Origin of the sequence: Candidatus Nitrosotalea sp. FS, from assembly GCF_011319475.1 — an archaeon.
Lineage (GTDB): Archaea > Thermoproteota > Nitrososphaeria > Nitrososphaerales > Nitrosopumilaceae > Nitrosotalea.
The window spans coordinates 1-10711 of the sequence record NZ_RCMC01000228.1 but is presented as its reverse complement, the minus strand read 5'-3'; the positions used below and the strand labels follow the sequence as shown (position 1 = coordinate 10711).

18 protein-coding genes and 5 pseudogenes are annotated in these 10711 nt (G+C 39.7%); 9 read left to right on the top strand and 14 right to left on the bottom strand.

From position 1 onward, the window contains the following. Nucleotides 1–665, bottom strand: a 665-nt coding sequence (locus DYY66_RS08670) for an SDR family NAD(P)-dependent oxidoreductase (RefSeq protein WP_166288217.1), incomplete at its 3' end; no start/stop codon positions are given. Nucleotides 666–906: 241 nt separating this feature from the next. Here DYY66_RS08670 and DYY66_RS08665 point away from each other — a divergent pair. Both DYY66_RS08665 and DYY66_RS08660 read left to right on the top strand, forming a co-directional pair. Continuing rightward, the gene (locus DYY66_RS08665) at nucleotides 907–1191 is read left to right on the top strand and encodes a hypothetical protein (protein WP_255496406.1); all 285 of its coding nucleotides are present in this window, start codon (nucleotides 907–909) and stop codon (nucleotides 1189–1191) included. Between the two features lie 2 nt (nucleotides 1192–1193). Continuing rightward, nucleotides 1194–1595, top strand: a complete 402-nt coding sequence (locus DYY66_RS08660; RefSeq protein ID WP_166288214.1) for a hypothetical protein — start codon at nucleotides 1194–1196, stop codon at nucleotides 1593–1595. Here the strand turns inward: DYY66_RS08660 and endA are convergent. From endA to DYY66_RS08635, 7 genes and pseudogenes are all read right to left on the bottom strand, one after another. Continuing rightward, nucleotides 1569–2102: a tRNA-intron lyase gene (gene endA, locus DYY66_RS08655; RefSeq protein WP_166288212.1), complete on the bottom strand. Its 534-nt coding sequence runs from the start codon at nucleotides 2100–2102 to the stop codon at nucleotides 1569–1571. The two genes, DYY66_RS08660 and endA, sit on opposite strands and share 27 nt — an antisense overlap. A 79-nt stretch (nucleotides 2103–2181) precedes the next feature. Continuing rightward, on the bottom strand, nucleotides 2182–2838 hold the full coding sequence (locus DYY66_RS08650) for a DUF47 domain-containing protein (protein WP_166288209.1): 657 nt from the start codon (nucleotides 2836–2838) through the stop codon (nucleotides 2182–2184). Between the two features lie 276 nt (nucleotides 2839–3114). Further along, nucleotides 3115–3451: pseudogene (locus DYY66_RS14785) on the bottom strand (DNA ligase); the annotation flags it as partial. A gap of 1 nt (nucleotide 3452) precedes the next feature. Then, nucleotides 3453–4375, bottom strand: a pseudogene (locus DYY66_RS14780) (ATP-dependent DNA ligase); the annotation flags it as partial. A 1-nt stretch (nucleotide 4376) separates the two neighbouring features. Then, a pseudogene (locus tag DYY66_RS14775) lies at nucleotides 4377–4610 on the bottom strand (DNA ligase); the annotation flags it as partial. A 1-nt stretch (nucleotide 4611) separates the two neighbouring features. Further along, nucleotides 4612–4888, bottom strand: a pseudogene (locus DYY66_RS08640) (DNA ligase); the annotation flags it as partial. 74 nt (nucleotides 4889–4962) lie between these two features. Then, on the bottom strand, nucleotides 4963–5250 hold the full coding sequence (locus DYY66_RS08635) for a hypothetical protein (RefSeq protein WP_166288206.1): 288 nt from the start codon (nucleotides 5248–5250) through the stop codon (nucleotides 4963–4965). A gap of 128 nt (nucleotides 5251–5378) precedes the next feature. Here DYY66_RS08635 and DYY66_RS08630 point away from each other — a divergent pair, with 128 nt between their 5' ends. Continuing rightward, a complete protein-coding gene (locus DYY66_RS08630; protein WP_166288203.1) occupies nucleotides 5379–5774 on the top strand; it encodes a hypothetical protein in 396 nt (131 codons plus the stop codon). Between the two features lie 102 nt (nucleotides 5775–5876). After that, nucleotides 5877–6188, top strand: a complete 312-nt coding sequence (locus tag DYY66_RS08625) for a MarR family transcriptional regulator (protein WP_166288200.1) — start codon at nucleotides 5877–5879, stop codon at nucleotides 6186–6188. Here DYY66_RS08625 and DYY66_RS08620 read toward each other — a convergent pair. Then, a complete protein-coding gene (locus DYY66_RS08620; protein ID WP_255496405.1) occupies nucleotides 6173–6559 on the bottom strand; it encodes a cyclophilin-like family protein in 387 nt (128 codons plus the stop codon). The genes DYY66_RS08625 and DYY66_RS08620 overlap by 16 nt on opposite strands. 51 nt (nucleotides 6560–6610) lie before the next feature. Between DYY66_RS08620 and DYY66_RS08615 the strand changes: the two genes are divergently transcribed. Continuing rightward, on the top strand, nucleotides 6611–7117 hold the full coding sequence (locus DYY66_RS08615) for a DNA-directed RNA polymerase subunit K (protein ID WP_166288197.1): 507 nt from the start codon (nucleotides 6611–6613) through the stop codon (nucleotides 7115–7117). Between the two features lie 58 nt (nucleotides 7118–7175). Further along, nucleotides 7176–7481: a DNA-binding protein gene (locus DYY66_RS08610; protein WP_166288194.1), complete on the top strand. Its 306-nt coding sequence runs from the start codon at nucleotides 7176–7178 to the stop codon at nucleotides 7479–7481. Here DYY66_RS08610 and DYY66_RS08605 read toward each other — a convergent pair. Next, nucleotides 7478–7894: a transcriptional regulator gene (locus DYY66_RS08605; protein ID WP_166288191.1), complete on the bottom strand. Its 417-nt coding sequence runs from the start codon at nucleotides 7892–7894 to the stop codon at nucleotides 7478–7480. The genes DYY66_RS08610 and DYY66_RS08605 overlap by 4 nt on opposite strands. 84 nt (nucleotides 7895–7978) lie before the next feature. On the opposite strand from DYY66_RS08605, the pseudogene DYY66_RS08600 reads away from it, so the two are divergent. Next, nucleotides 7979–8880 (top strand): annotated as a pseudogene (locus DYY66_RS08600) (asparagine synthase C-terminal domain-containing protein); the annotation flags it as partial. Nucleotides 8881–8882: 2 nt separating this feature from the next. Further along, entirely contained in the window at nucleotides 8883–9008 is a 126-nt protein-coding gene (locus DYY66_RS15430) for a zinc-ribbon domain-containing protein (protein ID WP_338140858.1), read from the top strand. On the opposite strand, the gene DYY66_RS08595 is transcribed toward DYY66_RS15430, so the two are convergent. Continuing rightward, nucleotides 9001–9147 carry a YHS domain-containing protein gene (locus DYY66_RS08595; RefSeq protein ID WP_166288188.1) on the bottom strand — a complete coding sequence of 49 codons (147 nt, stop codon included), beginning with the start codon at nucleotides 9145–9147 and terminating at the stop codon, nucleotides 9001–9003. The genes DYY66_RS15430 and DYY66_RS08595 overlap by 8 nt on opposite strands. Before the next feature lie 142 nt (nucleotides 9148–9289). Between DYY66_RS08595 and DYY66_RS08590 the strand changes: the two genes are divergently transcribed. Next, a complete protein-coding gene (locus DYY66_RS08590) occupies nucleotides 9290–9502 on the top strand; it encodes a KTSC domain-containing protein (protein ID WP_166288220.1) in 213 nt (70 codons plus the stop codon). Nucleotides 9503–9636: 134 nt separating this feature from the next. Here the strand turns inward: DYY66_RS08590 and DYY66_RS08585 are convergent, their stop codons facing one another. The 3 genes from DYY66_RS08585 to DYY66_RS14765 form a co-directional block, all read right to left on the bottom strand. After that, nucleotides 9637–9789, bottom strand: a complete 153-nt coding sequence (locus DYY66_RS08585; protein ID WP_166288185.1) for a hypothetical protein — start codon at nucleotides 9787–9789, stop codon at nucleotides 9637–9639. Nucleotides 9790–9823: 34 nt separating this feature from the next. Next, nucleotides 9824–10279, bottom strand: a complete 456-nt coding sequence (locus DYY66_RS14770; RefSeq protein WP_255496403.1) for a hypothetical protein — start codon at nucleotides 10277–10279, stop codon at nucleotides 9824–9826. 54 nt (nucleotides 10280–10333) lie between these two features. Beyond that, nucleotides 10334–10711, bottom strand: a 378-nt coding sequence (locus DYY66_RS14765; protein ID WP_255496402.1) for an aldo/keto reductase, incomplete at its 5' end; no start/stop codon positions are given.

Sequence of the window (10711 nt, the reverse complement as noted above, 5' to 3'; positions counted from 1 at the left end):
CCACTTACCCTCATAAATTCTGCTGCTGCTTTTGGATATACTGTCTTGTAAATTCTGTCAGAGTGTACCGGACCTGGATTTGTTGCAATCGAGATTATCTTTTTATCTGTAATCTCCCATGACATGGCTTCAGCAAGTCTGTTCTTTGCACCCTGGGATGCAGTGTACGGACTACGGAATCGATATGGCCTTTGCTCATATGGTCTCTCTTCTGTAAAGAATGTGGATATTGTAACTATCTTGGAGCCAGGTTTCATGGTCTTGATTGCCTGCGATGATGTCCAAAATGTTCCAGTGAGGTGAATTCCAACTGTACTCTTGAACTCTGAGATTGGAGCGTTTGCAAAGCAAGTGACAGGTCCTGATACTCCTGCATTGTTTACTACGATATCCACTGCACCATGTGACTTTTTGAGATCTTCGAACATCTTTGAGACTCCCTCTTCGTCACTTACGTCAACACCTGGGAAAATTTTTACAAATGAATTACTCTTTACTTTGGAGATTACCTGCTCTAGTTCTTTTGCTGCCTCTTCAAGCGGCTCTTTTCTTCTTCCTAAAATGACAATGTTTGCTCCATTTTCAGCAAATTTCATGGCTATTGCCTTTCCTATTCCAGTTCCGCTTCCGGTGATTACCACGATTTTATTTTGAAATTTGAGCATTGATAGTGAATTGACAATTCTGGACTATTTATTCGATTACGCTTGTCTTTGGTGATTACCGATTACACTTGAACCTGTCTTGGGTTGATACCATTAGATCTACCAAGAGATTTGCATGGTTCAATCGTNATTTTATTTTGAAATTTGAGCATTGATAGTGACTTGACAGTTCTGGACTATTTATTCGATTATGCTTGATCTTTGGTTGGTACCGTTAGATCTGGGGCAAGAACATTGTTCCATGGTTTCTACAGACATATTTATTTGTGGGTTGGTAAAACTCCAAAACATGCACGATTCCGAGTCTAGCACTTTTCATCCAGTAAATAAAAACGAAGAATTTTGCGAGTCTTTAAAAAAAATTGGCCTTGATGCCAAAGCAAATCAAATTGATTCTGATGATGCAGAAAAAGAAAACTATTATTCAAAATACTATAGCCACACTCCTTCAATGGTAACAAACCATGGCACCATAACAATCAAGGGAACCAACATCGACGTGGTCCAAATTATCCAAAAGGGTTGAGCATGGAACAAGACCTTAATCCAATATCATGGGGCGCACAAGACCGATACCAAGCACACTTTATAGTAAAAATATTGACAGGCTGTGATAGCGAAGACTATCTTGCAAGGCCAACGTTACAAACCAAGGGACACTTTGCCACAAAGAAAGTTACTGGCATAAACTGGGTTGGAGGAAAGCTTGCAGACACACTAAACAAGGATGATACTCTAAAAACCATGATTACAAGATTGCCATACGACGATGCTCAGATATTTGTGGAGCCAACAAAAGGCGGAGTCAGAATATTTGGCAGATGGAAAGACAGTTACAACTTTACCATGACAAAAGAATTGTTTGCAGTCTATGACAGGATTGCGCTTGTTATCAAAAACATGTCATGCCCTCCACCAATCAAGAGCTAGACAATCAACCTTATCCCCTTTTGGGATTGCCCATATGAACTGCTTTCTTACAGTAGTTGCAAGCCTTCCAGCTAGTACAACACTTGTTGCCGACATGGTATCAGTGGTATTGTATACCTGAAGCAAGTATGGCGCATGATCAATTCCTGGTCCCTTTTGGTATACTGCAAAATCACAGCCAAATTTAATGCCAGGATTTACGATATACCCCTTGTCACGAAAGTCCTTGTAGACAAAATATTTCTTGTCAAAGTTATAGTACTCTTTTCTGCAAATCTCGAGAAGTTCTTTTTGCGTTACTGGTTTTTTTGACTGGTATACTTTGATCCTTGATTTTTCCTGCAGGTAGTACCCTTCGATTAAATCCAAAATCAATGGAACATTTATCTCATCTGGCTTGGGTTTTGTCATGCCAATTGGCTTGCCATAATATCCTTCAACAAAAAGTGCCTTCGAGTCTGCAATATTCCAAATTATTATCCTGTTTTCAAGCAGGTCGCCTTTCATGGAATCTTTGATGGTACCAATTGATTTTAGTGTTTACAAATGTTTTTAAAAAAAGGAAAAAAGAGTATCTTACAAAATTTTATAGGCTGAGAGCAAGCAAAATGAATGAATCTGATACCTGCAGTACCTTGTCTGACATTTCTTCAATTCCCTCTACGACATCTTTGAGTAAAAGCAACTCCTTTGTTGAAGCAGTCTCGTCAAGAACTCTTATGCTTAGTGCTCTGTACTTGTCGTCCACTTGTCTTTCTATCTTTTGTGCTTCATGAGCCAAGTCTATTGCCACAGTACTGTTATTGCTTGCAAGGGCTCGAATTATCTCATTTATCTTGTGAATCTGGTCTACTGCCAATTCAACTAGTTCTGTGAGATCCTTGTCAAGTTTTTCCTTCTTTAGTGTGGCAGACTTGATGTTTGAGAGTTTGAAGGCAATACCTGTGATGTATCCTGCAATTTCATCCATTGTATATGCCGAGTTCAAAAGATTCTCCCTGTTCATCATAAGACCACCAACATCTGAAATCTCTCTTGTTATTTTTCTACGGAGAGCTTCTACTTCGTCTTCTGTATTTTTTATTCTCTCCAATAGTTGTTTGATTTCAGCCTTGTCTGCCTTGATTATCAAACCTGGCAGAATTGATAGATCTCTGACTGCGTTGAGAATTCTGTTTATCTCGTCTTGTAAAACGGCCAAGGCCTTTCTCTTTGCCTGAACTTCAAGTTCTCCGCTATACATCTAGATATTTTAAACTAGGTCTACGGCTAATAATCCTTGCGTAAATTGGGCTGGACCGGAAAAAATTTTCTCTAGTTTATTTTTTCGTCTTGCACAACACGTTTTTGGCTGTTGTATAACGTCACTATCTCATCAATACTTGTTGCATTCTCTGATGTTTTCTCAAATCTTATCTTTCCTGTAAACTTGGGAAAACGAAGGGCAAGCCCACTGCCTTTTCTAATTTTATCCATGGCAACTTTATGAATCGGACTGAGGGTTATCTCAGATGCTACNTAAACTTGGGAAAACGAAGGGCAAGCCCGCTGCCTTTTCTGATTTTGTCCATGGCAACTTTGTGAATCGGGCTGAGGGTTATCTCAGACGCTACAATCTCTATTACTGTTTCCGGCTCAAACCAGACATCTGCCTCAAGGCCACTCTGAATTCTCGGGTCTTTTTTTACAGTTATCTTGTCTGACAAGATCTGGTAAAACTGGTCAAGTGACTCGTCTGTAAAACCTGTGCCAACTTTACAGATGCTTGGAAACTCGTCTGTCTTGTCGTCATATGCAGACAAGAGAAGGGCGCCATATCTCCCGGTCCTTCTTCCCCTGCCGTAAAATGCGCCAACNTTCGTTTCTGTATTCTCGTTTCAGCTTGAGCCAGTTGTTTGCCCTTGCACCTGCTCGGTATGGCGAGTCAAGTTGCTTTAGCATGATACCTTCACATCCAGAGTTTATCGCATTTTCAAGACTGTCTTCGACTTCATTGTCTGTCTTGACTAGAACCATCGGCATTATCTTTGCAAACGAATCTTCTGTCACATTTTTTTCTAGCAACTTTCTTCTTTCTGAATATGGTATCTCAAGACAACTTTTCTTGCCAACAAGTAAGATATCAAAAAAGTTTACAGTGATTGGATATTCTTGAACAGCTTGGGCAATTTTGTACTTGCGTCGTCTGTGCATCAATTCCTGAAACGGCAAAAATTCTCCAGTGTCATCATTTATTGCAACAACTTCGGCCTCTAGTATTATTTCGTCTGACTTTAACGCCTTGCCGATATTCTCAACGATATCAGGATAGTAGCTTGTGATATTTTCAAGGGAGCGAGAGTACAGGACAACTTTATCTTCTTGTCTGTGCACCTGGACTCGCTCTCCGTCAAGCTTGTACTCTGATGCAAATTCTAAACCCATCTTTTCGTGTGCCTCTTGCGGACTTTTTACTCTCTCAGCAAGCATTGGCCGAATCGGACTAAATATTGCAACTTGAAAATCTTTGAGGGATTCAAGTCCCTTTTCTGCAACTGCCTGGGAAACTTTACCCAAGTCACTGCAGACATTGTAAGCATGTTCCAGTGCGGGTCTATTTTCTTTGGAACCGGTATATGCAACAGATAATCGCATCAAGTATTGTATAGTCTGCAATACCCAAGCGAAGATTTGATGTTATTATCTTTGCAATAAATCCGCCCTCTGCTGGAGTTGCATCATTTAGCAGGCTTGAAATGTATTTTAGTTTCATGTCCTGTGATCTTGCACCTTTTAGCTCTNTTTAGCTCTGCAATCTTGTATAGCGTATCATAGACTCGCTCGACTGTTATGTTTTGGCTAAGAAAAGTTGTCTGGGTTTTTTGCTCTAGTATCCTTGATGCCACCTGACCAAAGTCTCCTGCATCCTTGTACTCGTCTTCTATTTTTTTAATTGAAATCCCAGATGATTTTGATAATGCCTTTATTGCAATCTTTTCTGCGATACCAATCTCAACACCCTCGTGGTCAGGTCTGNTTGTCTGGGTTTTCTGCTCTAATATCTTTGATGCCACCTGCCCAAAGTCTCCAGCATCATTGTACTCGTCCTCTATTTTTTTAATTGAAATTCCAGATGACTTTGATAATGCCTTGATAGCAATTTTCTCTGCAATGCCAATCTCAACACCTTCGTGGTCAGGTCGTAGTTTTCCTTGTAAAAGATAGACAACCTTTGGTATGATATCAGCAGGTGTAATCTTGAACAAGTCCACCAGGTGCTGTGTTAGTTCAAGTCTCTTTGTGGTATTTTCCATGTAACTCAGAGTGTCGGCAACAAGGGAAAATTTCATCTGAGAATTCTTGATGTACGTATGATAAAAGTCTGAAGTTATTTCTTGTGCAGGTGTGCCTGGATCTTTAATTTGATTTCTGTCTCTCTCTTGGAAATTATTGCATGAAAGTCAGAGTATTCTTCTGAATCCAAAAAGCGCTTGTTTCTCTTCAAGAATCCGTCAAAAAAGACTCCGCCCATGTATCCGATATACAATCCCGTTGCAAAGTCTACCAAATTTGTTATTGGCCAAGATGTTGCCTCTGAGAGAACCATCTTTGGATATTCAAGTGCATATGTTATCACATCGTTTAGGTTCTTTTCTTCAATGACGTCAAGGCCCATGGTACAAGGCAACTTTTTCTAGTATTTAGTATTTCTCATCAGGTGCCAAATCCATGTTGAAGGTAATGGCAAATGACTTAATTCAAAATGCACGCAAGTCATAAATCTGATTCTGCTCTGATTATATCATGACTGAACTGATGTATCCAATTTTGATTTATGATGATCTCTGTTACTCTTGCACCAAGTTTGCAAGAATGGCAAATAATCTAGTGCAAGGAAAATGCACGATCGTAGGACATTACACCACAACAGGCAAAGAGATCAAAAAACAACTTTTTCCAAAAGATTATGATGGATTGGAAATGTTTTGGTTTGTAATCAATGGTTATGCGTATGGCGGTAGGGCGGGGTTGGTCAGGTTGATTAGATACATATTGTTTGAGGGAGAAAGAGGAGAATTTACAAAGAATGAGTTTCATCTATCTGAATGTACTACAGATTGCAAGACGGCAAAAGGCGTATTTCTTCGCTCACATAGTATAATCACCAACTACAAAAAATTCAGTATATCGAAGAACTAAGTATTAGTTCTAAAAGTAAATCTGTCCAATTATTCTTTATATGTCTAGTAGGTTATCCTGAACTTTTGTTCGTTTATAAATAGGAGAAAAAAAGAATCACACATGGGCGGCGGAAAGAAACAATCTCCAGCACAGGCAGAAAAGTCTCAATCAGCAGAGGCTACAAAGAAGGAAGGCCAAAAGAAGGGAGAGAGAAAAGATCAAAAGGCAAAGACAAACATCTCTGTTATCATTGATGAAAACCAAGCAATGAACTTCATCAAGGGCGCAAAGGTCTTCACCGTTCAGGAATTGTCAAGACAGACAAACGTCAAGATATCTGCAGCAAACGCACTGCTCCAAAAATTACTTCTAAAGGGTTCAGTAAAGCGAGTAGGCGGATACAGCGGACACCACATTTACACTCCAGCTTGAGTTATTGAAAATATATCTCCAGGTTTTACATTCTTCAAAGATTCCAAGTTATTTGTAATCTTTCCAACAAGTGTCATTGGTTTAGTTCCGGATACATCATCAATGAAAAAACAGATCGAGCCGTTTGCAGCTAAAAACGCAGCATCTCCCTTTTTGAATATAGTCTTGAGTTTTTCTCCGCCTGTCTTGATGTTTGTATCAACATATGCGATGCTGTCACCCATCATGTGGGCATTGCCTTCTATTGGAATGGCACGTGCAATGCCTCCTACTGTCTTTGGTGCCAAGTGGCGCTTTAGTTCCAGTGTGAGATCTGCCTTGCCTTTCAGTGACAGAACAAAATCAAGCTTTGAAACAGAGCCTGCACTCATTTTTGTGGACAAGGATTATGAATATATAACGTTTCTTTATCCAACATCTCAATGTCGGATGAACCTGAGGAAGTAAGTGTAGATACCGAAGAGGTTCAGCCAGTTGAGGAAGAAGAACCAAATCTAGGTCCTGTTGTAGTCGAGGCTCCTGAAGCTCCAGTTGAGGAAGAAGAAGAGGTAAAACCAGGAAAGAAGGGCAAAAAGGAGCTTAGCGCAGAAGAGATTGCAGAACAGGAAAGACTACGAAAGATAATTGATGCTCGTGAAATTATTGACATTGATCCAGTACACGAAGTAGTAGAATACGAAATGACTGGAAAAGGCAAGATAATGATAGGTCCTCCAACACTGACAAGATTTGAAAAGGCAAGAATTCTTGGCGCAAGGGCATTACAGTTGTCACTTGGTGCACCACCTTTCATACCAGTTCCAAAAGACGTTGCAACATCGCTTGACTTGGCTTATGCAGAGCTTGAAAAACGTGTAATCCCAATTACAATTAGACGAGTTTTACCAAACGGCGACTTTCAGAATATTCCTATAGATCTCTTTGATTGATGGATGATTGGTCGACAATACTTTAATAGAATGCAGAAATGGTGGTGGTAGTGTTTTGTTGAGCGGTATAGAAAAAGTCCAGTTAAATGATTCTTCAAATCCAGACGAAAGGACTATTGTAATATATCAACAGGATATCGTACCGTGTGCACTAGATCTTCTAACTGAATTGGTAAAACACAAGACGGTAGCACTTACGGCAAAGGGCCAAGCAATACCTACCGCAGTTGCAGTTGCAAATATCGTAACTGAAAACATGATGAAGGGAAACTCCAAGATCTTGGATATCATTGTAGACAGCGAAGAAGAAGCTGACAGGCCACTTGTTTCAACAATTAAAATTGTTATAGCAAAGACGAACTAGAAAGAACTTCCAGGACCTTTTAGCAGCATGTTTTCACATTCCTTGCATACTGCTTCATCGATGTTTGATTCAAGCTTGTGGTGAATGTCGCATATCAATAGGCTTGACTTGATGTAGTTACACAGGCCTATGAATTTTGAGAGGCTTGCAGGTGTATATGCCATCTTTGATGCCAGATTGCTTGAAATGTCATTTATCATGTCAGAGACCTCTTTTACAGACAATAACTTGTTAATCAATACTGGATCGCCCCTTGTACCTCTTACATAATTGCTGATTGCAGCCTGGGTTACGCCAAGCAACTTTGAAACTTCTTCCTCTCTTATCTTGTGTTCTTCTATCAGTTTTTTTGCAAGAATTGCTCGCAATGCAGGAATGAGTGTCTTGGTCTCTATCTCTGACGGAAGAAGCATATGCAAAATTGTTGTTGTAAAATATTTAAACCTAGTCATATTTTTCATGATGACTTTTTAGAGGGTGCAACAAGATCTCATTGATTGCAAGAAATTTTGTCGCAGATAAAGACTCTAGTATCAAATTCAGTAAATTCCATCCAGTCTGATGGTATAGCACTCTCTGGAGGACTGGATAGCTCAATTCTTGCTTCATGTATCACAGACAAAAAGACCAGAGCATTTGCCATGGTTGCAAAAGATTTTGCCTCGCCAGATCTTGTACATGCCCAGCTTGTGGCAAAAAAGTTTGATCTAAAACTTGACGTCATTGCAGTTGACATTCAAGATCTGCTCTCTGCAGCAGAGGATACAATCAAGATATTGAAAGTCTTCAATCCAATAGAGATCAGAAACAATGTTGTGGTATATCTCACAATGAAATTTGCAAAAAAATCAGGATGCCATTCCATCATGACAGGAGATGGGGCAGACGAGCTCTTTGCAGGATACAACTTTTTCAAGAGAATGACTCCAAAAGAGCTTCAAAAAGATCTCGAAAGGATATGGAGTGTAATGCATTTTCCATCAAGAGAAATATCTCGCTCCCTTGGGATGTCATTGAACACGCCGTTTCTTGATGATACCGTATCTGCATATGCCAAAAACATATCGCCTGACCTGAAGATCCGCGAAGAAAATGGAAAAAAGTACGGCAAGTGGATACTCCGCAAGGCTTTCGAAGACTCTCTACCAGGCTCCATAGCCTGGCGGGAAAAAGATGCAATGCAGGACGGTTCTGGTACTGCAGGACTGACATCTTTTCTTGATGGCATGACACCTGATGGTATATTCGATACCAAATCAAGACACTATGAAGAAAAAGAGCAGGTCAAATTATTGTCAAAAGAATCGCTATACTATTACGAGATATACCGCAAGTACTATGATATCCCAAACACTCTTGGAGAATCTGATACCCGATGCCCGAACTGCAACTATGGATTNGATATACCGCAAGTACTATGATATTCCAAACACTCTTGGAAAATCTGATATCAGATGTCCAAACTGTAATTATGCACTAAATCCAGGTGCACACTTTTGCCGCATGTGTGGAAGTTATCCTATTTAGATTTCTTCCACTTGTTTGGTTTTTTTGCAAAAATTCTCTTACAGCCATGGCAGCAAAAATAATACTTTTTGCCTTCATATTCATGAACTAGGGCAAGACTCTCATCTAGTTCGATTCCACAGACTGGATCAACTGGCATATTCAAGACTCGTCTGATATTTGTATTTAAAACTTACAATTAAGGGAAAGATGAACTTGCAAATCTTAGATCATTGTTTCATTGTATCCTGACATCCCATTGAACCAATCATTTAGATGATTCAATGACGTATTACTGTACCATGGACAGAATACGACTCAAGTCAAATGATCTGCAATCAGTTGGATATGATGAAACATTGCAAATATTGGAGATACAATTTCATCATGGTGGAACCTACCAATATTTTGGTGTGCCAAAAAAGATCTACGATGGCTTGATGAAATCCGTAATATCTCATGGACAGTATCACACAAGATTTATCAAAAACAGATATCGCCACGAAAAAATCTGACTATACTCAACAAACAATTGTGAGCTGGTTAGTTACTCCAGTCCTTCTCCGATATTACATCAGGGATGTGCAAACTCACACCACTCTACTGTATCAATGGTACATCTGAGATTAAAAGCCTCGTAATGGAACCACTATTGGGCTGCATTATTCAAATCTAGTATCTTTTTGATGATACCATCTCGCTTGTCAAAGTTTGTATTTTTCTCAAAGTATAGTTGGCTGTCGCACTTGTTTTGCTCTGAAATCAATTCATGCAGTAGTGTAGTCAGTTCTAATGTGTTCATGGTATCCTAATGGTACCATTCCATCTAAACTCATCTATGATGACAACTTGCTTACAAGTTCTGTAAACTCTGTCTGGCTCAGAACTGGTGTGCTCAAAAGATCCAAGTTCTCTTGCACATGTGCTGGTGTCTTTTGTCCAACAAGTGGTGAGATGATTCCAGGTGTTGATCTTACAAACTGCATTGCTCTATGAGACGGCTTGGATAAATTTCCAAACTCTGGCAAGACATTTGGTGCAAGAAGTTTTGCCTGCATCAGTGGAACGCTTGCAAATACACCGATACCCAAGTTAATACAAGATTCCAATATCGTATACTGACTTGCATCTCCCTGACTTTTTAGTGTCAAGGCCTGGTCAAGATACATGTTGTATGGTAACTGGATAAACCTGAAACCATTTTCTTGTCCGCCTACCTCTTTTGCTAGTTTCGCAACCTGAAAATTGATAGATATTGTGGATGATTCCCTGGTACCCTGAAACACTCCCATGTTGCCATCCCGTAATGTTTTATGGAACCATTCTTTCTTTGGCTTTCATAAAATTCAAAAACATCTTTTAGTTTTTTTGTAAATTCTTCTTTGGAAACATCTTGCAGTTGTCCCTCTGCAGCATTGTGCAAAGTACATCAAGTCTATGCAATCAAGCCCAAGATTTTTCATACTACGTACAAGTTGGTCCTGCAGATATGGTATCGTCATGCAGTGGTACCCTGATGAAATGTCTCCTGATTTTATCACACCTGGCTTGACAAGTGTGTTCTGTATGTTTATCCAAAACTCTTCGTTGACATCGCCGTCATTTGTGACATAGCCATTTTTTGTGCTGACAAAGATCTCATCTCTTTTTGCGTCCCCTGACTCGACCATCTCTGCGATTGCCTTTCCAACAGACCTTTCTGCCTTTTGTGCCCGATAGTTTAT

Excerpts from the sequence above, each read along its gene's own strand:
- DYY66_RS08665 (WP_255496406.1), top strand. The coding sequence starts at position 907 with ATGGTTTCTACAGACATATTTATTTGTGGGTTGGTAAAACTCCAAAAC.
- DYY66_RS08660 (WP_166288214.1), top strand. The coding sequence starts at position 1,194 with ATGGAACAAGACCTTAATCCAATATCATGGGGCGCACAAGACCGATAC.
- endA (WP_166288212.1), bottom strand. The coding sequence starts at position 2,102 with ATGAAAGGCGACCTGCTTGAAAACAGGATAATAATTTGGAATATTGCA.
- DYY66_RS08650 (WP_166288209.1), bottom strand. The coding sequence starts at position 2,838 with ATGTATAGCGGAGAACTTGAAGTTCAGGCAAAGAGAAAGGCCTTGGCC.
- DYY66_RS08635 (WP_166288206.1), bottom strand. The coding sequence starts at position 5,250 with ATGGGCCTTGACGTCATTGAAGAAAAGAACCTAAACGATGTGATAACA.
- DYY66_RS08630 (WP_166288203.1), top strand. The coding sequence starts at position 5,379 with ATGACTGAACTGATGTATCCAATTTTGATTTATGATGATCTCTGTTAC.
- DYY66_RS08625 (WP_166288200.1), top strand. The coding sequence starts at position 5,877 with ATGGGCGGCGGAAAGAAACAATCTCCAGCACAGGCAGAAAAGTCTCAA.
- DYY66_RS08620 (WP_255496405.1), bottom strand. The coding sequence starts at position 6,559 with ATGAGTGCAGGCTCTGTTTCAAAGCTTGATTTTGTTCTGTCACTGAAA.
- DYY66_RS08615 (WP_166288197.1), top strand. The coding sequence starts at position 6,611 with ATGTCGGATGAACCTGAGGAAGTAAGTGTAGATACCGAAGAGGTTCAG.
- DYY66_RS08605 (WP_166288191.1), bottom strand. The coding sequence starts at position 7,894 with ATGCTTCTTCCGTCAGAGATAGAGACCAAGACACTCATTCCTGCATTG.
- DYY66_RS08595 (WP_166288188.1), bottom strand. The coding sequence starts at position 9,147 with ATGCCAGTTGATCCAGTCTGTGGAATCGAACTAGATGAGAGTCTTGCC.
- DYY66_RS08590 (WP_166288220.1), top strand. The coding sequence starts at position 9,290 with ATGGACAGAATACGACTCAAGTCAAATGATCTGCAATCAGTTGGATAT.
- DYY66_RS08585 (WP_166288185.1), bottom strand. The coding sequence starts at position 9,789 with ATGAACACATTAGAACTGACTACACTACTGCATGAATTGATTTCAGAG.
- DYY66_RS14770 (WP_255496403.1), bottom strand. The coding sequence starts at position 10,279 with ATGGGAGTGTTTCAGGGTACCAGGGAATCATCCACAATATCTATCAAT.